Source organism: Streptomyces sp. NPDC058663 (genome assembly GCF_042716745.1).
Lineage (GTDB): Bacteria > Actinomycetota > Actinomycetes > Streptomycetales > Streptomycetaceae > Streptomyces.
This window is the reverse complement of the sequence record NZ_JBHXRV010000001.1, coordinates 218,148-242,035: the sequence shown is the minus strand read 5'-3', so window position 1 is coordinate 242,035 and position 23,888 is coordinate 218,148. Positions and strand designations below refer to the sequence as shown.

Annotated in this window: 17 protein-coding genes and 1 riboswitch; of the genes, 10 read left to right on the top strand and 7 right to left on the bottom strand. The window is 72.5% G+C overall.

Annotated elements, in window-relative coordinates; translation table 11 throughout:
- Positions 1-68 precede the first annotated feature (68 nt).
- On the bottom strand, positions 69-2,522 hold the full coding sequence (locus ACFWVV_RS00960) for a DNA topoisomerase (ATP-hydrolyzing) subunit A (RefSeq protein ID WP_384343749.1): 2,454 nt from the start codon (positions 2,520-2,522) through the stop codon (positions 69-71).
- A 259-nt stretch (positions 2,523-2,781) separates the two neighbouring features.
- On the opposite strand from ACFWVV_RS00960, the gene ACFWVV_RS00955 reads away from it, so the two are divergent.
- The 4 genes from ACFWVV_RS00955 to ACFWVV_RS00940 all read left to right on the top strand — a co-directional run bounded on the left by ACFWVV_RS00955 (position 2,782) and on the right by ACFWVV_RS00940 (position 7,607).
- Positions 2,782-4,122 carry a M16 family metallopeptidase gene (locus ACFWVV_RS00955; RefSeq protein ID WP_384344130.1) on the top strand — a complete coding sequence of 447 codons (1,341 nt, stop codon included), beginning with the start codon at positions 2,782-2,784 and terminating at the stop codon, positions 4,120-4,122.
- A gap of 26 nt (positions 4,123-4,148) precedes the next feature.
- On the top strand, positions 4,149-5,516 hold the full coding sequence (locus ACFWVV_RS00950) for a M16 family metallopeptidase (protein ID WP_384344133.1): 1,368 nt from the start codon (positions 4,149-4,151) through the stop codon (positions 5,514-5,516).
- 288 nt (positions 5,517-5,804) lie between these two features.
- Positions 5,805-5,975: riboswitch (cyclic di-AMP (ydaO/yuaA leader) on the top strand.
- A gap of 13 nt (positions 5,976-5,988) precedes the next feature.
- Entirely contained in the window at positions 5,989-6,780 is a 792-nt protein-coding gene (locus ACFWVV_RS00945) for a M23 family metallopeptidase (RefSeq protein WP_384343752.1), read from the top strand.
- A 167-nt stretch (positions 6,781-6,947) separates the two neighbouring features.
- A complete protein-coding gene (locus ACFWVV_RS00940; protein WP_384343755.1) occupies positions 6,948-7,607 on the top strand; it encodes a GntR family transcriptional regulator in 660 nt (219 codons plus the stop codon).
- Positions 7,608-7,896: 289 nt separating this feature from the next.
- Here ACFWVV_RS00940 and ACFWVV_RS00935 read toward each other — a convergent pair whose 3' ends face one another.
- Positions 7,897-8,178 (bottom strand): HPr family phosphocarrier protein, encoded by a 282-nt coding sequence (locus ACFWVV_RS00935; RefSeq protein ID WP_384344136.1) that lies wholly within the window; start codon positions 8,176-8,178, stop codon positions 7,897-7,899.
- 207 nt (positions 8,179-8,385) lie between these two features.
- Here ACFWVV_RS00935 and ACFWVV_RS00930 point away from each other — a divergent pair, with 207 nt between their 5' ends.
- The 4 genes from ACFWVV_RS00930 to ACFWVV_RS00915 all read left to right on the top strand — a co-directional run bounded on the left by ACFWVV_RS00930 (position 8,386) and on the right by ACFWVV_RS00915 (position 13,995).
- A complete protein-coding gene (locus ACFWVV_RS00930; RefSeq protein WP_384343758.1) occupies positions 8,386-11,451 on the top strand; it encodes a GNAT family N-acetyltransferase in 3,066 nt (1,021 codons plus the stop codon).
- A gap of 63 nt (positions 11,452-11,514) precedes the next feature.
- Complete coding sequence (locus ACFWVV_RS00925) at positions 11,515-12,111, top strand: DUF5998 family protein (protein WP_384343761.1); 597 nt, start codon at positions 11,515-11,517, stop codon at positions 12,109-12,111.
- Complete coding sequence (locus ACFWVV_RS00920; RefSeq protein WP_384343764.1) at positions 12,111-13,301, top strand: alkaline phosphatase family protein; 1,191 nt, start codon at positions 12,111-12,113, stop codon at positions 13,299-13,301. Before ACFWVV_RS00925 ends, ACFWVV_RS00920 begins: the two co-directional genes overlap by 1 nt.
- Positions 13,302-13,344: 43 nt before the next feature.
- A complete protein-coding gene (locus tag ACFWVV_RS00915) occupies positions 13,345-13,995 on the top strand; it encodes a thymidine kinase (RefSeq protein ID WP_384343767.1) in 651 nt (216 codons plus the stop codon).
- A 71-nt stretch (positions 13,996-14,066) separates the two neighbouring features.
- On the opposite strand, the gene ACFWVV_RS00910 is transcribed toward ACFWVV_RS00915, so the two are convergent.
- From ACFWVV_RS00910 to ACFWVV_RS00890, 5 genes are all read right to left on the bottom strand, one after another.
- Positions 14,067-15,491 (bottom strand): DUF6177 family protein, encoded by a 1,425-nt coding sequence (locus ACFWVV_RS00910; RefSeq protein ID WP_384343770.1) that lies wholly within the window; start codon positions 15,489-15,491, stop codon positions 14,067-14,069.
- A 131-nt stretch (positions 15,492-15,622) separates the two neighbouring features.
- Positions 15,623-19,597, bottom strand: a complete 3,975-nt coding sequence (gene eccCb / locus ACFWVV_RS00905) for a type VII secretion protein EccCb (RefSeq protein ID WP_384343773.1) — start codon at positions 19,595-19,597, stop codon at positions 15,623-15,625.
- 213 nt (positions 19,598-19,810) lie between these two features.
- Positions 19,811-21,058 (bottom strand): MinD/ParA family protein, encoded by a 1,248-nt coding sequence (locus ACFWVV_RS00900; RefSeq protein ID WP_384343776.1) that lies wholly within the window; start codon positions 21,056-21,058, stop codon positions 19,811-19,813.
- 134 nt (positions 21,059-21,192) lie between these two features.
- Positions 21,193-22,533, bottom strand: coding sequence for a type VII secretion integral membrane protein EccD (eccD, locus tag ACFWVV_RS00895; RefSeq protein WP_384344139.1), 1,341 nt, complete (start codon positions 22,531-22,533; stop codon positions 21,193-21,195).
- 11 nt (positions 22,534-22,544) lie between these two features.
- Positions 22,545-22,802, bottom strand: a complete 258-nt coding sequence (locus ACFWVV_RS00890; RefSeq protein ID WP_384343778.1) for a hypothetical protein — start codon at positions 22,800-22,802, stop codon at positions 22,545-22,547.
- 347 nt (positions 22,803-23,149) lie between these two features.
- Here ACFWVV_RS00890 and ACFWVV_RS00885 point away from each other — a divergent pair, with 347 nt between their 5' ends.
- On the top strand, positions 23,150-23,482 hold the full coding sequence (locus ACFWVV_RS00885; RefSeq protein WP_384343781.1) for a hypothetical protein: 333 nt from the start codon (positions 23,150-23,152) through the stop codon (positions 23,480-23,482).
- Between the two features lie 22 nt (positions 23,483-23,504).
- The gene (locus tag ACFWVV_RS00880; RefSeq protein ID WP_384343784.1) at positions 23,505-23,816 is read left to right on the top strand and encodes a pore-forming ESAT-6 family protein; all 312 of its coding nucleotides are present in this window, start codon (positions 23,505-23,507) and stop codon (positions 23,814-23,816) included.
- The last annotated feature ends 72 nt before the right edge of the window (positions 23,817-23,888 follow it).

Here is a 23,888-nt window from a genome sequence, read left to right as displayed (position 1 = left end):
CCGCCCGGCACGGCGGCCCCTGGGGGCGCAGCGCCGACCTCGGCCGCCGTGCCCCCATCCGCAGGCGCCTACACCGCCCCCGCCAGCGCCGCGACCGGCTTGGCCAGCGGGGTGCCCGAGCCGTCGCGGCGCGGGTCCGGGGCCGGCAGCTCGACGGGGGTGCCGTTCTGCTGGGCGGCCCTGGCCGGAGCCGCGCCCGCCCAGGCCAGCATGAGGACGTCCTCCCCGCGCAGGAACCGCTGGCAGCGGACGCCGCCGGTGGCCCGCCCCTTGCGGGGGTACTGGTCGAACGGGGTGAGCTTCGCCGACGACTCGGCGTCGCCCATCAGCGTGCCCTTCGAGCCCGCCACCGTGAACACCACCGCGTCCACCGCCGGATCGACCGCGCTGAAGGAGATCACCTTGGCGCCGGCGGCCAGCTTGATGCCCGCCATGCCGCCTGCCGGGCGGCCCTGCGGCCGCACCTGCGTGGCCTGGAAGCGCAGCAGTTGCGCGTCGTCGGTGATGAAGACCAGGTCCTCCTCACCGGTGCGCAGTTCCCGCGCGCCCACGATGCGGTCACCGTCCTTGAGGGAGATCACCTCCAACTCGTCCTTGTGGGACGGGTAGTCGGGAACCACCCGCTTGACGACGCCCTGCTCCGTGCCGATCGCCAGGCCCGGCGACGACTCGTCGAGCGTGGTCAGGCAGATGAGCGTCTCGTCGCCGTCCAGGGACAGGAACTCCGACACCGGGGCCCCGCCCGACAGGTTGGGCGCGGCCGCCGTGTCCGGGAGCCGCGGCAGGTCGATGACCGGGAGCCGGAGCAGGCGGCCGGCCGAGGTCACCGCGCCGATGGTGCCGCGGGCCGTCGCGGGGACCGCGGAGACGATCACGTCGTGCTTGGTGCGCCGCGCGTCGTCCAGGGCGAGCGGTTCCCCGTTGGGCGTGCGGGCCAGCAGCCCGGTGGAGGACAGAAGCACCCGGCAGGGGTCGTCCGGGACCTCCAGCGGGACGGCTGCGATCGCCGAGGCGCCCGACTCCAGCAGGACGGTGCGCCGCTCGGTGCCGAACTTCTTGGCCACCGCGGCCAGTTCCCCGGACACCAGCTTGCGCAGCTCCGAGTCGGAATCCAGGATTCCGCTCAGCTCGTCGATCTCGCCGTTGAGCCGGTCGCGCTCGGACTCCAGCTCGATGCGGTCGAACTTGGTCAGCCGGCGCAGCGGAGTGTCCAGGATGTACTGCGTCTGGATCTCGGAGAGACCGAACCGCTCGATCAGCCGCTCCTTGGCCTGCGCCGAGTTCTCGCTGGAGCGGATGAGGCGGATGACCTCGTCGATGTCGATCAGCGCGACGAGCAGGCCCTCGACCAGGTGCAGCCGGTCCCGGCGCTTGGTGCGGCGGAACTCGCTGCGGCGGCGGACCACCTCGAAGCGGTGGTCGAGGTAGACCTCGAGGAGCTCCTTGAGACCCAGGGTGAGGGGCTGCCCGTCCACCAGGGCCACGTTGTTGATGCCGAAGGACTCTTCCATCGGGGTCAGCTTGTAGAGCTGTTCGAGGACGGCTTCGGGCACGAAACCGTTCTTGATCTCGATGACCAGGCGCAGGCCGTGCGAGCGGTCGGTGAGGTCCTTGACGTCGGCGATGCCCTGGATCTTCTTCGCGCCGACCAGGTCCTTGATCTTGGCGATCACCTTCTCCGGGCCGACGGTGAAGGGCAGCTCGGTGACGACCAGGCCCTTGCGGCGCGCCGTCACGTTCTCCACGGCGGCCGTGGCGCGGATCTTGAAGGACCCGCGGCCCTTCTCGTACGCGTCCTTGATGCCGGCCAGGCCGACGATCCGCCCGCCGGTCGGCAGGTCGGGCCCCGGCACGAAGCGCATCAGCGTCTCCAGGTCGGCGCCCGGGTGCTTGATCAGGTGGCGGGCGGCGGCCACGACCTCGCCCAGGTTGTGCGGGGGCATGTTGGTGGCCATGCCGACCGCGATGCCGGTGGCGCCGTTGACCAGGAGGTTCGGGTATGCAGCCGGCAGCGCGACGGGCTCGCGCTCCTTGCCGTCGTAGTTCGGGTTGAAGTCGACCGTGTTCTCGTCGATCGACTCCGTCATCAGCGACGTCGCGTCGGCCATCTTGCACTCGGTGTAACGCATCGCGGCCGGCGGGTCGTCGTTGCCGAGCGAACCGAAGTTGCCGTGCCCGTCGACAAGCGGCAGCCGCATGGAGAACGGCTGTGCCATCCGCACCAGGGCGTCGTAGATCGACGCGTCGCCGTGCGGGTGCAGCTTTCCCATCACCTCGCCGACCACACGGGCGCACTTCACGTACCCCCGGTCGGGGCGCAGGCCCATCTCGTTCATCTGGTAGACGATGCGACGGTGCACCGGCTTCAGTCCGTCCCGGGCGTCCGGCAGGGCGCGCGAGTAGATCACCGAGTAGGCGTACTCGAGGAAGGAGCCCTGCATCTCGTCGACGACGTCGACGTCGAGGATCTTCTCCTCGAACGCCTCGTCAGGCTGCGGGGTCTTCGTGCTGCGGCGGGCCATCGCGGCTGCGGCTCCTTCTCACTGTTCAACGGGCGGCGGTTCGGCGGGCGGGTGATCAGCAAACGGTGGTGCTGACGCGGACCATTGTGGACCGCCGCACCGACAACGCCGACCTCGACCCGTCCGTAGCGGTATTTGGCGCATCCCCGAGAAGAGTGCACGCAACGGGAACTTCGCGGACTGTCACTGCGCTTGCATACAGTGGCAGGACTTAATTGCAGGACTTGTCTCATACGCGATCGAAGGGACGTACATGCCCATGGGTCACACGGCCACAGCGCAGGCCGGCTCCGGCGGCCTGACAGCGACCGAGCACCGGCTTGCGAACGGTCTGCGGGTGATCCTCTCCGAGGACCACCTGACCCCGGTCGCCGCGGTCTGCCTCTGGTACGACGTCGGCTCGCGCCACGAGGTCAAGGGCCGTACCGGCCTGGCCCACCTCTTCGAGCACCTGATGTTCCAGGGCTCCGCCCAGGTGCACGGCAACGGGCACTTCGAGCTGGTGCAGGGCGCCGGCGGTTCGCTCAACGGCACCACCAGCTTCGAGCGCACCAACTACTTCGAGACGATGCCCGCGCACCAGCTTGAGCTGGCGCTGTGGCTGGAAGCCGACCGGATGGGCTCGCTGCTCACCGCGCTCGACGACGAGTCCATGGAGAACCAGCGCGACGTCGTCAAGAACGAGCGCCGCCAGCGGTACGACAACGTGCCCTACGGCACCGCGTTCGAGAAGCTCACCGCCCTGATGTACCCCGAGGGCCACCCCTACCACCACACCCCGATCGGCTCCATGGCCGACCTGGACGCGGCCACGCTGGAGGACGCCCGCGCGTTCTTCCGCACGTACTACGCGCCCAACAACGCGGTGCTGTCGGTCGTCGGCGACATCGACCCCGAGGCGACCCTCGCCTGGATCGAGAAGTACTTCGGCTCGATCCCCTCGCACGACGGCAAGCAGCCGCCGCGCGACGGCTCGCTGCCCGACGTGATCGGCGCCGAACTGCGCGAGGTCGTCGAGGAGGAGGTCCCGGCGCGTGCGCTGATGGCCGCCTACCGGCTGCCCAGCGACGGCACCCGCGAGGCGGACGCCGCCGACCTGGCGCTGACCGTACTCGGCGGCGGGGAGTCCTCCCGGCTGCACAACCGGCTGGTCCGCCGGGACCAGACGGCGGTGGCGGCCGGCTTCGGCCTGCTGCGGCTGTCCGGCGCCCCCTCGCTGGGCTGGCTGGACGTCAAGACGTCCGGCGGCGTCGAGGTCCCGCAGATCGAGGCGGCCGTCGACGAGGAGCTCGCGCGGTTCGCCGCCGAGGGCCCGACGGCCGAGGAGATGGAGCGGGCCCAGGCCCAGCTGGAGCGCGAGTGGCTGGACCGGCTCGGCACGGTGGCCGGCCGCGCCGACGAACTCTGCCGGTACGCCGTACTGTTCGGCGACCCGCAGCTCGCCCTGAGCGCCGTCTCCCGCGTGCTGGAGATCACCGCGGAGGAGGTCAGGGCCGTCGCCGAGGCACGCCTGCGCCCCGACAACCGGGCGGTCCTGGTGTACGAACCGCTCGCCGCCGCCGACGTACCGCACGACACGCAGGAAGGGGCGGACAAGTGACGGAGACCGCAGCCGTGACCAGCGAAATGCAGTTCCACCCGCAGCCGCAGGCTGGCCTCGCGACGCCGTGGGCCTTCCCGGCCCCCGAGCGCGGCGCCCTGCCCAACGGTCTGACCGTGCTCCGCAGCCACCGCCCCGGCCAGCAGCTGGTGGCCGTCGAGGTCTTCCTCGCCGCGCCGCTGGAGGCCGAGCCGGAGGGCCTGGACGGGGTGGCCACGATCATGTCGCGCGCCTTCACCGAAGGCACCGACAAGCACACCGCCGAGGAGTTCGCGGCCGAGCTGGAGCGCTGCGGCGCCACCTTCGACGCGTTCGCCGATCACCCGGGCGTGCGCGTGTCCCTGGAGGTGCCGGTCTCCCGGCTGCCCAAGGCGCTCGGCCTGTTCGCCGACGCCCTGCGCGCCCCCGCCTTCTCGGACGGCGAGATCGAGCGGTTGGTGCGCAACCGGCTCGACGAGATCCCGCACGAGGCGGCGAACCCGTCCCGGCGGGCCGCCAAGCAGCTCTCCAAGGAGCTCTTCCCGGCAGCCCTGCGGATGTCGCGCCCCCGTCAGGGCACCGAGAAGACGGTCAAGAACGTCGACTCCGCCGCCGTGCGCGCCTTCTACGAGGCACACGTCCGTCCGGCCACCGCCACCGCGGTCGTCGTCGGCGACCTGACGGGCACCGACCTGGACGCCGTCCTGGCCGACACCCTGGGCCAGTGGACGGGCAACACCGCGGAGCCGCGCCCGATGACGCCCATCACGGCCGACGACACCGCACGGGTCGTCGTCGTGGACCGTCCGGGCGCCGTGCAGACGCAGCTGCTGATCGGCCGCATCGGCGCCGACCGGCACGACCGTCTGTGGCCCGCCCAGGTCCTCGGTACGTACTGCCTGGGCGGCACCCTCACCTCCCGCCTGGACCGTGTCCTGCGCGAGGAGAAGGGCTACACCTACGGCGTACGCGCCTTCGGCCAGGTGCTGCGGTCCGCCGCCGACGGCAGCGGCGCCGCCATGCTGGCCATCAGCGGTTCCGTGGACACCGAGTCGACGGGACCCGCACTGGACGACCTCTGGAAGGTCCTGCGCAAGCTGGCGGCCGAGGGTCTCACCGACGCCGAGCGCGACGTCGCCGTGCAGAACCTGGTGGGCGTCGCCCCGCTCAAGTACGAGACGGCGTCGGCCGTCGCGGGCACGCTGGCCGACCAGGTCGAGCAGCACCTGCCCGACGACTTCCAGGCCCGGTTCTACGCCCAGCTCGCGCAGACCGGCACGGTGGAAGCCACCGCGGCCGTGGTGAACGCCTTCCCGGTGGACAAGCTGGTCACCGTACTGGTGGGCGACGCCTCCCGGATCGCCGAGCCGGTCCGTGCGCTCGGCATCGGCGAGGTCACGGTCGTCACCGGCTGACGGTGTGTACCGGGGCCGCGGCCCCGGGAGACCGCGCCGGGGCACGTGGTGGATGCCGTGCGGGTGACCGATCAAAGGTCATCCGGCACGGCCTCGCAAAGCAGGACAAGGAGGACCCTGGCGGCAGATAAGTCGCCGGGGTCTTCCTGTATGTCCGCTTTGTTGGGGAGGTGGCGTGTCTGCCGTGTGGGCTGCGTTACAAAATCCCGTCTGTGTTTGGAGATTGAAAGAGAGCCCGCTTAGCGTCGGTCCGGCTGCCCGCCAGAGTGCGCCGCAAACCGCGGCACCGGGCAGCCATCGCCGAGTCCCCGTCAGGCGCGAGCCTGGGGAGCCGGGGACCCATATGAAGTCCCTGGGGTGAATCGGACGCCATTGCCCTTCACGGGCCGGTGGGGTCCGTAGGAGACCTTCCTGCTCCGAACCCGTCAGCTAACCCGGTAGGCGAGAAGGAAGGAAAGGAAACAGCCACTTCATGGCGTTCACCCGTGCCGCCGGGAAGCACCGTCGCCCCTCCGTGCTGTCGCGCAGGAGCGCGAACATCGCCGGAGTCGCCGCCCTCACCACGACCGGCGTCATCGGGACGCTGGCCCCGCAGGCCCTCGCCGCCGAGCAGGACCTGGCCGCCGAGGACACCGGCGCCATCCGCACCGTCGTCATGGACTCGGTGCCGCAGACCCTCTCCGAGAAGGTCGAGGCCCAGGCCGCCGCGCAGCTGGAGGCCTTCGAGAAGGCCGAGGCCGAGCGGAAGGCCGCCGAGGCCCGCAAGGCGGAGGCCAAGCGCAAGGCCGAGGCGAAGATCAAGAAGGAGCGGGAGGAGCGCGAGCGCGCCGCCCGTGAGGCCGAGCGCAAGCGCCTCAACACCTTCCAGCTGCCGGTCGCCGGTTCGTACGTCTCCACCGGCTACCAGACCGGCGGTGCCATGTGGTCCTCCGGCAGCCACTCCGGCGTCGACTTCCACGCCTCCTCCGGCAGCTCCGTCGTCGCCGTGGGCGCGGGCACCGTCGTCGAGGCCGGCTGGGGCGGCGCCTACGGCAACAACGTCGTGATCAGGATGAACGACGGCTCGTACACCCAGTACGGCCACCTCTCCTCGATCGGCGTCTCCGTCGGCCAGTCCGTCACCCCCGGCCAGCAGATAGGCCTCTCCGGGTCCACCGGCAACTCCTCGGGACCGCACCTGCACTTCGAGGCCCGCACCTCCCCCGAGTACGGCTCGGACATCGACCCGGTCGCCTACCTGCGCGGCCACGGCGTCAGCGTCTGACCCGCCCGCTCCGCCCGCTCCGCCCGCTCCTCCCGCTGCGCCCCGGCTCCCCGCGAGCCGGGGCGCAGCTGTTTAACCTGCCGGTGATCTCCCGAATTCCTGCCGTAATTCCCCGGTGTTGTCATGGAGCGGACAGCAGATGCCGGTGGGCAGACGGAGGTTCGGGCATGCGCGTTCCCGCGCGTTCGGTGTGTACGGCGATCCGGGACGACATCGTCTCCGGCGTTCTGCCCCGCGGCAGCCGGCTCACCGAGGAGGTGCTGGCCCGCCGGTACGGCGTCTCGCGCGTCCCGGTCCGGGAGGCGCTGCGCACGCTGCAGGCCGAAGGCTTCGTCACCACCCGCAGGCACATGGGCGCCTGCGTCGCCGAGCCGACCGCGCAGGAGGCCGCCGACCTGCTGGAGCTGCGGGTGATGCTGGTGCCGCTGGGGGCGGCGCGTGCGGCCGTCCGGCGTACCGAGCCGCACCTGAGGGTGTTGGGCGGGCTGGTCAGGCTGGGCCGGGAGCGGGCCCGGCGGCCCGAGGGCGAGGACCTCACGGCGCTCGGCAGCTGGTTCCACGAGACGCTCGCCCAGGCCTCCGCCAGCCCCGGGCTCATCACTCTGCTCACCCAGCTGGGGCACAAGATCGCGTGGATGTACGTCGCCGAGAGCCCGGCCAGGCCCGCCGAGACGTGGGCCGAGCGCGGGGCGATCGTGGACGCGGTGGCGCGGCGGGACGCGGACCGGGCCAGGGCGCTGACCGCTCGGCACGTGGAGCAGGCGGTGTCGGCGTACCGCCTGAGGACCGTGCGGGCCGCCGCGGACCTGGCGGGCGGCAGGAGCTGACGCGGGCCTTGCCGGTCCCGGGCTGTAGGTACCGGTCCGGGCTGTAGGTACCGGTCCGGGCTGTAGGTACCGGTCCGGGCTGTACGTACCGGCCCCGGGCTGTACGTACCGGCCCCGGACCGGTTGCGCCCCGGACCGTCCCCGCCTGCCCCTGGCCGTACCCACCGGCCCCGTATACGAGCGCGGTATACGGGGCCGGGCACGCGGAAGCCGCGGCTCCCGGTGCTGGGAACCGCGGCTGCCGCGGAGATTCGCCCGTACGGGCGCGGCCTTCTGGAGGCCGCGGGGGTCAGACGGTCTCGGGGAGTTCGTCCAGGCCCTCGGCGACCAGCTTCGCGAGGCGGTCCAGGGCGGCGTCCGCGTCGGCGGACTCGGACCCCAGCACGATCTCCTCGCCGCCCTGCGCGCCCAGGCCCAGCAGCGCCAGCATCGAAGCGGCGTTGACCGGGTTGCCGCCCGCCTTGGCGATGGTGACGGGGACGCCGGTGGCCGTGACGGCGCGGACGAAGATGGAGGCGGGGCGGGCGTGCAGGCCCTCGGCCCAGCCGACGGTGACGCGGCGCTCAACCATGGTGTAGCCCTTCGTGTTCATGCTTGGTTGTCTAGACCAGTCTCTCATGTGGTGCGGGCTGCTCTGCCCGGCGGAAGCCTCGGCGAAGATCCCGCCGCACGTCCTGCCGGAAGCCCCGGTGCGGAGTACTGCCGACCGCGCCGCTCCACCCGGAACAGGACCAGACTGCCCCGCACTCTCCGGCCCCGCGAGTCGTAGGCTGCCTCCATGGGCATGGCTGCGGACGATGCGGATCAGGCGAAGCAGGACGCGGGCCCCGGGGCCCCGGAGTTCGTGTACCCGGACCACTGGGAAGCAGACGTGGTGCTGCGCGACGGCGGGACCGCGCGCATCAGGCCCATCACCACCGAGGACGCCGAGCGGCTGGTCAGCTTCTACGAGCAGGTCTCCGACGAGTCGAAGTACTACCGCTTCTTCGCGCCCTACCCGCGGCTCTCCGCCAAGGACGTGCGCCGCTTCACGCACCACGACTACATCGACCGGGTCGGCCTCGCGGTCACCGTCGGCGGAGAGTTCATCGCGACCGTCCGTTACGACCGCATCGACGCCGACGGAATGCCCGCCTCCGGGCCCGGCGCCGACCAGGCCGAGGTCGCCTTCCTCGTGCAGGACGCCCACCAGGGGCGCGGTGTGGCCTCGGCCCTCCTCGAACACATCGGGGCGGTGGCCCGCGAACGGGGCATCCGGCGCTTCGTCGCCGAGGTGCTGCCCGCCAACTCCAAGATGATCAAGGTGTTCACGGACGCCGGCTATCAGCAGCAGCGCTCCTTCGAGGACGGGGTGGTGCGCCTCGAATTCGACCTGGAGCCCACCGACCGCTCCCTGGCCGTGCAGCGCGCCCGCGAGCACCGGGCCGAAATGCGCTCCGTGCAGCGGCTGCTGACGCCCGGCTCGGTGGCCGTGGTCGGCGCGGGCCGGGCGAGCGGAGGCGTGGGCCGCACGGTCCTGCGCAACCTGCTCGCCGCCGGATTCACCGGGCGCACGTACGCGGTGAACGCGGCCCTGCCGCCGGACGTGACCGAGCTGGACGGGGCACCTGCGTACCGGTCCGTCGCGGAGATCGGCGAGGCGGTGGACCTGGCCGTCCTCGTCGTACCGGCGGAGAAGGTTCCCGAGGCCGTCACCGACTGCGGCGAGAGCGGGGTGCGCGGGCTGATCGTCCTGGCCGCCGGGTACGCCGAGAGCGGCGGTGAAGGGCGCGAGCGGCAGCGGGAGTTGGTCCGCAGGGCCCGCTCGTACGGGATGCGGATCATCGGCCCGAACGCCTTCGGCATCATCAACACCTCCGATCTCGTACGCCTCAACGCCTCACTTGCGCCGCAACTGCCGACGCGCGGCCGGATCGGGCTCTTCGCGCAGTCCGGAGCGATCGGCATCGCGCTGCTGTCCGGGCTGCACCGGCGCGGCGCGGGCGTCTCGGCCTTCATCTCGGCCGGAAACCGCGCGGACGTGTCCGGGAACGACTTCCTGCAGTACTGCTACGAGGACCCGGACACCGACACCGTCCTCCTCTACCTCGAATCCATCGGCAACCCGCGGAAGTTCACCCGGCTGGCCCGCCGCACCGCCGCGGCGAAGCCGATCGTGGTCGTCAAGGGCGCACGGCACAGCGGGAGCACCCCGCCGGGGCACGCGGTGCCCGCGGCGCGCATCCCCGACGCCACGGTCTCGGCGCTGTTCCGGCAGGCCGGAGTGATCCGTGTCGACACCGTCACCGAACTCGTCGACGCCGGGCTGATGCTGACCGACCAGCCCCTGCCGCGCGGCCCGCGCACCGCGATCCTCGGCAACTCCGAGTCCCTCGGGCTGCTCACGTACGACGCCTGCCTCGCGGAAGGGCTGCGTCCGCTGCCGCCGCGCGATCTGACCACGGCCGCCACGCCCGCCGACTTCAGGGAGGCGCTGGCCGCCGCGCTGGCGGACCCCGGGTGCGACGCGGTGGTGGTCACCGCCATTCCGTGGGTGGGGGACAACGGGACCACCGAGTCGGGGGACGGGGAGGTCCTGGCCGCGGCGCTGCACGAGGCGGCGGCGACGGCGGAGAAGCCGGTGGCGGTGGTGCACGTGGAGATGGGGGAGCTGGCTCAGGCGCTGGCGGTGGCGGCGAGTACGGGGCCGGGGAGGGGTGCGGGAGCGGGAGCGGAAGCGGGGCGGGGTGCGGCGGACCGGGCCGGGGCGGACCGGGCCGGGATGGGCCGGGGTGGAGCGGACCGGGACGAGGCGGGCCGGGGTGGGGCGGTGGTGCAGGGTGCGGCTCCGCCGGGGGGCCGCCCTGTGCCCACCCGTTCCGCCCCTCAGGGCGGCCCGATCGCCCACAGGGCGGCGGCGGGGGAAGGGGTGGCGTCTGCCCACAGGGCGGCGGCAGAGGTACGCGGGGTGGGCGGGGGGTCCGGTGGGGGGCTGCGGCGGATTCCGGCTTATCCGGCTGCCGAGCGGGCCGTGCGGGCGCTCGCCGAGGCGGTCCGCTACGCCCGGTGGCGGCGGGAGGCCGCCGAGCCGGGGAAGGTGCCCGAGTACGACGACATCGACGAGGCAGGGGCGGCCGCGCAGATCGACGCGCTGCTGACCGCCGACGGAGACCCGCGCGGCCTGCCGCTCAAGGCGGACGCCGCCCGCGAGCTGCTCGGGCGGTACGGGATCGCCGTGCGCGACGCACTGCCCGCACCAGGCCCCGACGCGGCCGTGGCCGCAGCCGGCCGGCTCGGCTACCCCGTCGCGCTCAAGACCACGGCCCCGCACCTGCGCCACCGCCCCGACCTGGGCGGCGTACGGCTGGACCTCGCCGACGAGGACGACCTGCGCCGGGCGTACGCCGAGCTGACCGACGCGCTCGGCAAACCCGAGGAGCTGTCGCTCGTCGTCCAGGCAATGGCGCCGCGCGGCGTCGACACGGTCGTACGGGCCAGCATCGACCCGGCGGCCGGGGCGGTGCTGTCGTTCGGTCTTGCCGGAGCCGCGTCCGAGCTGCTCGGGGACGTGGCGCACCGGCTGGTACCGGCCACCGACCGGGACGCCGCCGAGCTGATCAGGTCGATCAGGACCGCCCCGCTGCTGTTCGGCTGGCGCGGCTCGGCCCCGGTGGACACCCGCTCCCTGGAGGAACTGCTGCTCCGGGTCTCGCGGCTGGTCGACGACCACCCCGAGGTGGTCGGCGTCGCCCTGGAACCCGTGGTCGTGGCCCCCGACGGGCTGTCCGTGCTCGGCGCCACCGTCCGCCTCGCGCCGCCCGCCGTACGGGACGACCTCGGGCCCCGCCGGCTGCCGAGCTACTGAGCCGCACGGGCCGTCCGTAGCTCAAGGGACATCAGGGCTCCCGGGCCCCGTAGGATGGAAGGCATGGCTAAGACCGGTACGACGACCCAGGGGCTGCGCGCGGCGATCGAGCGCAGCGGCTACTACCCGGCTCTTGTGGCCGAAGCGGTGGAGGCCGCTGTCGGCTCGGAGCCCGTCTCTTCGTACCTCGTGCATCAGGAGACCACGTTCGACTCGAACGAGGTCCGCCGTCATGTGACCGTCCTGGTCCTCACCGGCACCCGTTTCATCGTCAGCCACACCGACGAGCAGAACGCCGACACCAGCTCCCCGACGCCCTACGCCACCACCTCCACCGAGTCCGTGAAGCTGGGCCGGATCTCCTCGGTGGTGGTCAGCCGGGTGGTCGCCAACCCGGAGAAGTACGTCCCGGGCACGCTGCCGCGCGAGGTCGTCCTCACCATCGGCTGGGGCGCCGTCGCCCGTCTCGACCTGGAGCCCGCCGCCTGCGGCGACCCCAACTGCGACGCCGACCACGGCTACACCGGCAACTCCACCGCCGACGACCTGAGCCTGCGCGTCAGCGAGGCCGGCGACGGCCCCGACACCGTGAAGCAGACCCTGGTCTTCGCCCAGGCGCTGTCCGAGGCGACCGCCGCGACCGGCTCCGCCGCCCGCTGATGGCGCTGCCCGCCGCCTGGCAGGACCCCGTCCCCCTCGCCCTCGACAGCGCACCGGTCCCGGAGTACGGCTCGGGTTCCCTCGCGGACCTGCTGCCCACCCTGGCCGCAGGCATGGAAGTACCCGGCACGCACGCCGCCATCGGCGAGCTGACCCCCGCCGACCGGAATTGCGTGTTCCTGATCGACGGCCTCGGCTGGGAGCAGATCAAGTCCCACCCGGACGAAGCCCCGTACCTGCACTCCCTGCTGGGCACCTCCCGGGGCGGCACGGGCCGGCCCCTCACGGCCGGTTTCCCCTCCACCACGGCGACCTCGCTCGCCTCGGTGGGCACCGGACTCACCCCCGGCGGCCACGGCCTCGCCGGCTACACCGTCCGCAACCCGGACACCAACGCGCTGATGAACCAGCTGCGTTGGCGTCCCTGGTGCGAGCCGCACGTCTGGCAGCCGCACCCCACGGTCTTCCAGCTCGCGGACGCGGCGGGCGTGCACACCGCGCAGGTGTCGTCCCCGGACTTCCAGCACACCCCGCTCACCAAGGTCGCGCTGAGCGGCGGCACCTTCCAGGGCCGGCTCACCGGCGAGGACCGGATGGACCTCGCCGCCCAGCACCTGGCCGCCGGGGACCGCTCGCTCGTCTACACGTACTACAGCGAGGTCGACGGCAACGGCCACCGCTTCGGCGTCGACTCCGATGCCTGGCGCGGTCAGCTGATGTACGTCGACCGCCTCGCACAGCGCCTCGCGGAGCAGCTCCCGCCGCGCAGTGCCCTCTACGTCACCGCGGACCACGGCATGATCGACATCCCCTTCGACGAGGAGTCGCGCATCGACTTCGACGAGGACTGGGAGCTGAGCGCGGGCGTCGCCCTGCTCGGCGGCGAGGGCCGCGCCCGGCACGTGTACGCCGTCCCGGGCGCCTCCTCGGACGTCCTGACGGTCTGGCGCGAGGTGCTCGGCGAACAGTTCTGGGTGGCGAGCCGCGACGAGGCCATCGAGCTGGGCTGGTTCGGCCCGCACGTCGAGGACCGGGTGCGCGGCCGCATCGGCGACGTCGTCGCCGCAGCCCACGCGGACGTGGTGATCACCGCCTCGCGCAACGAGCCGGGCGAGTCCTCGATGACCGGCATGCACGGCTCGATGACGCCCATCGAGCAGCATGTTCCGCTCCTCGAAGTACGCTCGTAACGCCTCCCCCCGACCCTTCCACGCCCGAAAGGCTCAACTCCTCATGTCCGAGCTGGTCTTCTTCTCCGGAACGATGGACTGCGGGAAGTCGACCCTGGCACTCCAGATCGTCCACAACCGCTCCGCGCGAGGACTGCAGGGTCTGATCTTCACCCGTGACGACCGGGCCGGCCAGGGCAAGCTCTCCTCGCGTCTCGGCCTGGTGACGGAAGCCGTCGAGGCTGCCCCTGGCATGGAGCTGTACGGGTACGTGGTTGACCAGCTCTCGCGCGGCAGCAGGGTCGACTACGTGATCGTGGACGAGGCCCAGTTCCTGGCCCCGGACCAGATCGACCAGCTCGCCCGGGTCGTGGACGACCTCGACCTGGACGTGTTCGCCTTCGGCATCACCACCGACTTCCGCACCCGGCTCTTCCCCGGCTCGCAGCGGCTGATCGAGCTGGCGGACCGGCTGGAGACGCTGCAGGTCGAGGCGATGTGCTGGTGCGGGGCGCGGGCCACGCACAACGCCCGTACGGTCGGCGGCGAGATGGTCGTCGAGGGCGAGCAGGTCGTGGTGGGCGACGTGGCCAGGCCCGCGGTGGAGGTCGGGTACGAGGTGCTGTGCCGGCGGCACCACCGCAGGCGGATGACGAGCGCGTCGGCGCAGACGGGGGTGCTGTCGCCGGACGTGCTGCCGGTTGCCTCCCACTGAGGCAGGGGCAGCGGCGGCTGACGTGAGCGGCAGCGCCGGGCCGTTCGCGGGCGTAAGTCGCCGTCCCGGCGTCATTCGCCCTTGAGGTGCTCCGTCAGCCGGGCGAAGTCCTGCCAGCCGGACAGGTCGCCGGGGTCGGCGCCGAAGGGGTAGTACAGGCCGTGGCGGGTCGCCGGTCCCAGCGGGACGGGGGCGGCGGCAAGGGGCGTACGGCGGGCCCGGTCGCCGGGCATCGCGCGGACCTCGTCGGCGCCGAGGGCGAAACCGGCCGGGACGCCCGGCGGCTCGAAGCGGGGGCGTACGGCCAGATCGCGGGGGGCCTTGCGGATCTGGGCCAGCATCGAGACCAGGTGGTGGCGGGTGGCGAGGGCCTCTGCGGCGGCGGGCAGAGCCTCCAGCGGGGGGTGTTCGCCGGTGCCGTAGCCGAAGGTGACCGTCACGTCCTGTTCGACACCCGCCGTGGTGCGGTGGACGCGCAGGGTGGCCAGGGCGGGCCGGTCCGGGACGCCGGTCACCACGAACCAGGTCGGCTCCGGTGCCCGCTCGCGCGCCAGGTCCGTCAACTGCCGCAGGGACCACGGGGTGTTGGCGGGTTCGGCGGTGCCCCAGCCCGCCGGGGCCCGGCCGGTGAGCGCGTGGAAGACCGCTTCCAGGGGGCCGCCGAGGACGAGCCGTTCGTCGGCGGGGTGGACGGTCCGGAAGGTCAGCGTGAGCTGGCGCTCGGCGGTTTCGGTGACCTCGCGGAAGGTGTCCGCGACCGGCGTCGACTGCTCGTCCTCGCCGGGTACCGGCCGGAACATGCCCTGGTGCCAGTGCAGCACCGCCCCGGTCAGGCCGTCGTAGTACCCGCACTCCTCGTCCTGGACCACCCAGCGCGACGGCGCACGGCTCAGGGGAGGGCGGACCGCAGGGGAGAGGGTGGTGCCCGGCGGGGTGACGATCTGCAGCCCGAGGCCCCCGGCGGCGGTGGCGGTCAGGGCACCGGAGAGCCAGGCGGTCATGGCGATGACCGGGCGGTCCTGGATGACGACGGCCACCTGATCGGTCAGCACGTCCACGGCGGGCTGGGCGTCGGCCGGAGCCAGCGCCGGGCCGGTGTCCTCGCCTCCCGCGGTGACGGCCGGAGGGACCACGTCGAGGGAGCGGGCCGCGCCCGGGGGCCAGACGCTGCCCCGGTTGAGGGCGGCGATGCGGGAGGCGAAGGTTCCGGCGAGGTCCTCCGCCTCCGGGACGCCCGTGGTGGCGCGCGCCTCCGTCCACCAGAACGGCACGGGGGGAGCCTCGGCACCCAGCAGCCGCTCCGCCTCGCCCTCGACCTGGATGAGCAGGGGCGCCTCGACGGCCAGGAGGGGCCGGCCCCGCTCGTCGCAGAGCTGGACGACCGCCCCGTCCCCGGTGGGGCGCACCTGCCGGTCCGGGCCGCCGGCGAGCAGCCCCGCGAGCACGCTCCAGGGGTCGGGCATCTTCGGGGTGAGGGCGACGACGTCCGTGGTCATGCGAGGGAATCCTTGTCGTGCGGGTGCGGGTGCGGGTGCGGGTGCGGGTGCGGGTGCGGGGGTGAGTGGTTCGTGCGGCCAGGTGCTGGGGGGTACGGGCCGTTACGCGGCCCGGCGCTTCGTACGGACGCTCAGCCGGCCGCCCGTACCGTCTGGACCAGCCGCGCGGGCTCCCCGCGCCGTACCAGCACTCCCCGCCCGGTGGGCTGAGCCGACGCGTAGACGCCGGAGAACAGCTGCCCCTCGCCGCGGTCGCCGGACATCACCAGGGCGGCGGCGCCGCTCTCGCGCAGGGTCTGCACCACCGGCTCGTACAGCCCCCGGGACGCACCCGCGACCCGCCGGGTGAGAACGAAGTGCAGGCCGATGTCGGCGGCGGAGGGGAGGTAGGGAAGGAAGGCGGCCAGCGGCTGCTGACCGGCCGTGGTGAGGATGTCGTAGTCGTCGACGAGGACGACGATCCGCGGCCCCGAACCCCAGTTGCCCGGCTCCGTCTCCTCGTTGTCCGCACTCTCGTCGGGCATCCGCTTGGCGAGCTCGGTGGCGATGCCGGCCGACAGGGCGGCGCAGAGCTTCGTGTTGTACGCGTAGCCGCCCCGGTACTCCTCCGGGATCGCCCCGCGCAGCGAGCGCCGCGGGTCCATCACGGCGAAGACCAGGTCGTCCTCGCCGTACCGCTCGATCAGCCCGTCGGCGACGACACGCAGCAGATTGGTCTTGCCGCATTCGCTGTCACCCATGATCAGCAGGTGCTGGTCGCGGCCGAACAGGTCGAGGAGGACGGGGGAGAGGGCGCCCTGGTCCAGGGCGAACGGCACCCGCTTCGGCTCGGCGGCAGGCCCCGGCAGCAGATGCGGCTCCAGCAGATGCGGCAACACTCGTACCGGCCGGGCGACTTCACCCGTCCAGGTGGCCCGCAGGGTGTGGGTGGCGCGCTCCAGTACGCCCCCCAGGCCCACGGTGTCGGCAGTGGCGTCCGTGCGGGGCAGGGCGGTCTGGGCGAAGAGCTTGGTGTCGGTGAGGATGCGGCCGGGCTCGTCGGGGGAGAGGGTCTCGGCGAGCTTGCGGTCGATGCTGGACTCGGACGGGTCGTTGAGCCGGAGCTCCACGCGCGTACCGAAGGCGGACTGGGTGGCGATCCGCACGTCGTTCCAGCGGAGCATCCCCGCCACCACGTGAATGCCGTAGCCGCTGCCGCGCTTGAGGAGATCGGTGACCGCGTCGTCGAGTGCCTCGAAGTCGTCGCGCAGCGCACCGAATCCGTCGATGAGCAGCACCACATCGGTGCAGGGCAGCTCCGGGTGGCGGCCGGCCGCGCGCAGGTCGCGCAGCTGCTCCACGGAGTCGATGCCGTGCTCCCGGAAGAGTTCCTCGCGCTCGGCGAGCATGGTGCGGACCTCTTCGACCGTACGGGCGGCCCGCTCGCGGTCGGCGCGGCCCGCGATGCCGCCGACGTGCGGCAGCCCGCTCAGCGCGGTCAGTCCGCCGCCGACCAGGTCCAGGCCGTAGATGCCGACCTCCTGCGGAGTGTGGGTCAGTGCCAGGGACAGGGCGAGGGTGCGCAGCCAGGTGGTCTTGCCGGACTGGGGGCCGCCGATGAGCGCGGCGTGGCCGCCCGCCACGGTGAGGTCCACGTACCACGGGCCCTGCCACTGCTTGGCCGGATCGTCGAGCAGGCCCATCGGGACCTGGAGCGGACCGCGCCGCCGGGAGAGCTGGATGCCCCGGGCTCCGACCTCCAGCGGGCCCGCGACCCGGTCCAGGGTGAGCGCCTCGGGCAGCGGGGGCAGCCAGATGCGGCGGACCGGATCGGCGGCACCCGTCAACTGGGCCACCATCACCGCAAGTTCCGTGGGTCCGCTCTCCCGTCGGCGTACCGCGGGCTCCTGCGCGGAGGCTCCCGCGTCGGGTTCGCCGAGCGTGTTGAAGGCCTCGTAACCCAGCGCGAGCGGCCCCGTGTCCTCGCTCTCCCGCAGCACCGGGCCCCGGTAGGCGCCCGACACATAGCCTGCCTTGAAGCGTTCGTACGCCGAGGTGTCTACCTTGAGGTAGCCGAAGCCTGGCAACGGCGGCAGATGGAAGGCGTCGGTGGTGTCCAGCACGGTGCGCGACTCCTCGGCGGAGAAGGTGCGCAGCCCGAGCCGGTAGGAGAGGTAGGTGTCGAGCCCCTTGAGCTTGCCGCCCTCGATGCGCTGGCTGGAGAGCAGCAGATGGACACCGATGGAGCGGCCGATCCGGCCGATGGACAGGAAGAGGTCGATGAAGTCCGGTTTGGCCGTGAGGAGTTCACCGAACTCGTCGATCACCACGAACAGGTGCGGCAACGGGTCGAGGTCCGGGCGCTCGCCCGCGCGCAGCGCCGCGTAGTCACCGATGTCGGCGACGTGGCCCGCGTCCTTGAGGACCTGCTGACGGCGCTTGACCTCGCCGGCGAGCGAGGCGTGCACCCGCTCGACGAGACCGACCTGGTTCTCCAGATTGGTGATCACTCCGGCCACGTGCGGCAGTTCGGCGAACGGGGCGAAGGTCGCACCGCCCTTGTAGTCGATCAGGACGAGCGCCAGGTCCTGGGGCGGATGCGTGGCGGCCAGCGCCAGCACCAGGGTGCGCAGCAGTTCCGACTTGCCGGAGCCGGTGGCGCCGACGCACAGACCGTGCGGACCCATGCCCAGCTCCGAGGACTCCTTCAGGTCGAGCAGCACCGGCTCGTGGGAGTCGCTGACGCCGATCGGCACCCGCAGGAACGCGCGTTCACCACGCGGCGCCCACAGCCGGTCCAGATCCAGGTCGGCCACGTCGTCGACGCCCAGCAGCCCGGCGAAGTCCACCGGACCCGACAGCGGGGCATCCGCCAGGGACTCGGCGGACAGCCGCAGCGGGGCGAGCATCCGGGCCAGGCCCTCGGCGGCGGGCAGACTCACCTCGTCCGCGGTGCCGTACGCGAGGACCGGCTCGGGCCCGCGCAGGTCCTCGATGGTCACGCTGTCGCCGTCCACGGTGATCCGTACCGAGACCTGGCCGGGCTCCTGCACCCGCTCCGCCAGCAGGTGCAGCACGCTCACCCCCATCTCGCGCAGGCCCACCGCCTCGTCGGGACGCGGCAGTTCCACCGCGTCCTCGCCGTACCCGTCGCACACCACCAGCAGGCGCGACGTCATGGCCAGGGCGTCCTTTCCGGACAGACCGCGGCGCACCTCGGCGGCGTAGGACGCACGGCGGCGCAGCGCATGGCCGATCAGCCGGGCCAGCCGCTGCGGGGAGGACGCGATCCGGCGGGCGGCGAGGGGACCGTCGAAACTCTCCGCGTCCAGTACGTGCGGCAGCCACTTGACCCACTCCCAGTCGGCCACCTGCTCCTCGGGGACGGACAGGGCGAGTGCCACGTCGTCGGGCGCGTGGCTGACGGCGGTCTGCACGAGCAGGGCGCGCACCACCCGCAGGCAGTCCTCGCGCGGACCGATCACGCTGATGTTGCCGGCCCGGTCCAGCGGGGCGGTCAGCGGGAGCTCGCTGCCGGAGGAGAAGCGGCCCATCAGCGCGGAAGCCTCGTTCAGCATGAAGCGGTCGGGCGGGGTCAGCACCGACGACCCCTGCTCGGCCAGGGCGAGGTCGCGCACCGGCATCTCCCCGGTGCCCAGGCGGACCTGCAGGAAGTCGCTGTCGACGCGGCGCCGCTCCCACAGCCGGGCCGGATCGCGAAGGAGGTCGTAGAGGGCGTCCGGCGGCGGGTTCAGCACCCGGGCCCGCTCCCGCCGCTCGCGCTCCTCGCCCACCAGCTCCTCGCGCAGATCCTCCAGGTACTCCAGATAGGCCTCGCGCTGGGTGCGCCGGGTGCGCTGGGCCTTGCCCTTCTGTGAGAAGACCAGGGCGATCGAACCGATCACGGTGACCACCAGGATCAGGGCCCCGATCGCCGCGAACTGGCTGTTGCGCAGCACCGTCATCATCACCACGGACGACATCACGCCCGCCACCGGCAGCAACGAGGTGGCGATGTTGCCCATCTTGCCCTCGGGCAGGTTGGGCGGGGCCTCGATGCTGCGAGCCGGGGTGGCGACGGGCGGCCGGGTGGTCCTGGCGGGGCGGTGGATCAGTCGGGTGGTCATCGTGGTCCGGTCCTGGTCGTCGTCATCGGAGGGCGGCTCCGGCCCGGGGCGTCGTCGTGGCGAGGGCGGTCCGGTGCTCGGCGTGGGGCGTGGTCCGGTGCTGGGCGTTCTTCCTGGCCCGGTGCTGAACGTTCTGCCCGGCCCGGTGCTGGGCGTTCTTCCTGGCCCGGTGCTGAACGTTCTGCCCGGCCCGGAACCGGTGTGGGCCCCTGCTCAGCGCCGGCTCCGGGAGAGTTGGAGGACCTCGGCGGCGATCCGGGCGGCGGCCTGACGGGTGGAGCGCGCGAGCAGCTCGGTGCGGATCGCACCGCCGCCCGCCAAGTGCCGGTCGTACGGCAGGAGCTGGACGCGGACACCGAGACCCTCCAGCTCCTTGGCTGCCCGGCCGGTGTCGACACCGGCGTGCGGCGTGGACTCAGTGAGCACGACGACCGTGTTCGCCACCACGTGCGGGGGCAGTGTCGCCATCCACCGCAGGACGGAATGGGTACTGGCCACGCCCTCGACGGTGGCGGGCACCACCACCACCCGGGCCTGGGCGGCGGACAAAGCGGTACGGGCCACCTCGGCCGGCAGCGTCTCGCAGTCCACCACGGTGACCCCGAAGTAGCGGCGCAGCGAGACCATGACCTTCTCGTACGTGGGGGTGTCCAGCATCGCCCCGACCTGCCCCCGGCTGCCCGGCAGCAGCCAGGCGTTGTCCGGCAGCTGCACCAGATAGCCGGTCACGTCAAGCAGCGACATCTGCGGCTGGACGATCCGGGCCAGGTCCCCGGCGGTCCAGCGCAGCGACTCCACCCCGAGGCGCAGCGGCAGCGTGCCGAGCGCCGGATCGGCCTCCAGGACCAGCACCGGGTCCTGCCGGTAGTGCGCGTACGTCGTCCCCAGCAGCGCCGCGAGCGTGGTCTTGCCCGCGCCGCCCCTGATCGACGTCACCACGATCTGCCGCCCGGTGATCACCGGCTGCTGCAACGCCTCGGCCGTCCGCGCGGCCTGAGTCACCTCGGCCGCCGCCGAGGACGCCACGGTCCGCCGCACCGCCCGCAGCGCCCGCCCGAGCACCGGCTCGCCCCGCCGGGGCTTGCGCCCGGCGGCGGCCAGCGCCTTCTCCACGGCGGGCCGGGACTCCGGGGTCGGCGGGTGCGGCTGCGGGACGTAACGGGTGGCCTGGTTCTGGGCGTGCGACAGGGGACTCTGGGCGTACGTTGCCGAAGCCGTCGGCGCGTCCAGGGCGGGGGCGGCGTCCGTGCGGGCCGTGCCTGGGCGGGGCGTGCCTGAGCGGGGCGTGCCCGGGCGGGGCGTGCCGGTGGAGGCCGTCGCAGTCGGGGCCGTACCTGCTCCCGCTCCTGCTCCTGCTCCTGCTCGCGGTGCTTGCTCCTGGCCGGGCGCGGAGGTTTCTCCCGTGCCTCCGGCTCTCAGGTCACGCAGTACATCGCCCTGCCAGTTGTTGCCGTTCGGCATGTCCGTCCTTCTCCCCGCCGCCGCTGGTGACCCGCCACCGATGTGACCTCGCCCGGAGCCCGCTTCGGACGAAGCCGATGAATCCGATGAATCCGGTGAATCCGGTGAATCCGATGGAGCCGACGAAGCCGATGTCAAAATCTGTTCAGCAGTTGCCCGTAGATCCCGAAGACCCCGACGGCCAGCGGGAAGAGCGCCACCACTCCCATCGATTCGACGAGGTCGGCGCCCCTGCGCAGCCGTACCCGCACATGCTCCGGTGGCTGCACCGTCAGCACGAGCAGCGGCAGCACCGCGCCCGCGCACAGGACCAGGAGCGGCCCGGCCCCCTGCGTGTGCTGCATCCAGAGCATCACCAGCCGCACGGCCAGCACCCCGGCGGCGACGAACAGCACCACCACCTCGGCGACCAGCGGGAAGGCCCGGGCCCTGGAGAGCAGCACCAGGGTGGTGCACACCGCGAGGAGCACCGTCCAGTACGTCGGCACGGCGGTCAGCGTGAGCAGCCAGCCGGCTCCGGCCGCCGACCCCGCGAGCACCACGGTCGCCAGCGCCAGACCGCGGTGGGTGGCGGCCAGCGCACCGGCCACCTGATGACGGCTGACCGAACTGCCCGCCGAGCGCCGGTCGTCCAGACCGGTCAGCCCCGACGCCATCAGTGCCAGCCGCGGCAGCATCCCGAGCAGCACCACGGACACCACGGCCATGACCGCGCCGAGCTTCGCCGGATCGTCCTGCACGGCCGCGACGGCCTGCCAGACACCGGTCAGCACCGCGGCCGCCCCGGCTCCGACGAGCCCTCCCCGCCCCAGCGGCGAGAACACCCCGAGCAGCAACAGCGCGACCACCAGCGCGACGGCGGCCAGCGCGAGCCGGGCCGTCCCGCCCCAGGCGTACGCGTCCGCAGCCGTCCATGCCGCCAGCACGCCGAGCACACCGGACGTGACGAGCAGCGCCGTCACCAGACCCTTGCCGCCCTTGCCCGTCCTGCCGACGACGGCACCCAGCACGGCGAACAGCACGGCCGCGCAGGCCAGCACCTGGGCCACCGGCCCGGGGGCGAACTCACCCCTCGCGAGCAGCGCCGCGATCACCGCGAAGGCGACCGTGGCCACCCCCGCGCTGAACCGGCGCGCCACGGGCCGCCAGCGCCAGGCCCGCAGGTCGAGATCGTCGGCGACCTCGTCGGTGACGTCGTGCACGATCGGCGCCGGGGGCGCGGCGTGCGCACGCACCAGCCGCAGTACGGCGCCGTCCGCTATGCGTGCCGAGGCCAGGGTGCTGTCGGGCGGCAGCACCCCGCCATCGGCGGTGACCAGCTGCCGGGTCATGGGCCGGGACGCAGCCCGGTCGTCGAGCAATTGGAGGATGTCGGGCAGCAGCAGGCCGACCGGGGTGTCGGACGGCAGGACGGTGTCCGCCCGCCGCCGCTCGCCCACCAGGGTCACCCGGCTCAGCTGCGCGCGGGAGGTCATTGCCGTGTTCGTCACCTGAACTGCTGCTCCTGCCGCTGCTGTTGCTTCTGCTGCTCGGCCTTCTGCTGGGCGAGGGTGTGCTGGATGAAGGACCAGCCGATGCAGCCCGCGCACAGCACGGCCGCGATGGCGATCCCGGCGAACACCTTGCCCAGCCGTTCGTCCGCACTGCGCCGGGACCGCTGCGCACCGAAGAGCAGGGCGTCCCGCAACCGGCGCCTGCGTACCGAAACGGACTCCAGCAGCTGACTGTCGTAATCCCTGGCCATGCAGCCGCCCCGCCCCGTTGCAGAATCCCTTCACTTCGCCTCTGCAACATAAATCATTCGTGAGGGCGCCGTACAACGAGGGTGCGGTGCCTCAGGCAACACCCCGTACAGTCTGCGCATTTCGGACCACCGGGGGGATCCCGCGCTTCTGCCGGGTGGGTACGCTCGCGTGGTGAGCGTCACCAACTTCCGTTCTGCAAGGGATTGCATAGGGTGGCGACGGCATGCGAGCGTGATCAACGATCATGTGGCATGAGTGACGTGTGTGCAATACGTGACTGGTGTGAGGTCGCAGGGGGTCCGGCAGCGATCCGGACGATCGACGAGTGCACGGGGGTGGAATTCCGATGAAGTTCGACATGGGGTCGACGGTCCTCACGGGACTGGTGAAGGACTCGCAAGGATCGAGTGTGGATCTCGGCACGCTGATCCAGCAGTTGATCACCGCGGCGGAGCCGCTGGAGGGCAGGTTCAACGGCGCGGGCAAGGTCGCCTTCGACCGGTTCAAGACCAACTCGGACGAGATCACGGCGGCGCTGAACAGCTCGCTCTCCTCGATCCTGGGCGGTCAGTCCGGAATGGACAGCGCCTTCACCTCGGGCCAGGGCGAGGCCGCGGACAACGCGCGCTCCACCATGGCCGCCGCCAACTTCGACGCCGCCCGCTTCGGCGGCCGCTGACCCACGGGGAGAGAACTCAAGCATGGCCGGCAACACGGACCGCAACAGTTACGACACCACTGCCTCCTCGGATGCGCAGCTCAACATCCAGGCCGTCATCGGCCGTCTGGAACAGGTCATCAGCGACCGCGACCGGCAGGTGAAGGCGGCGATGTCCGACTTCCAGGCCGACGGCGTCTCGGACGAGTACCACGGCAAGGAACTCCGCTGGAACCGCGCTTCGAACGAGGTCCGCTCCATCATCCGGCTGCTGAAGTCCACGCTGGAGAAGAACGACGGCACCGCCCAGCAGACCCTGTCCCGGGCGAAGGCGGCCGTCGACAACATCGGCTGAGGAGCCACGGGGGGCCGCGGCCGCCGCGCGGTCATGGCCACGGCCGCTGCGCGGCCACGGTCTCGGCCACCG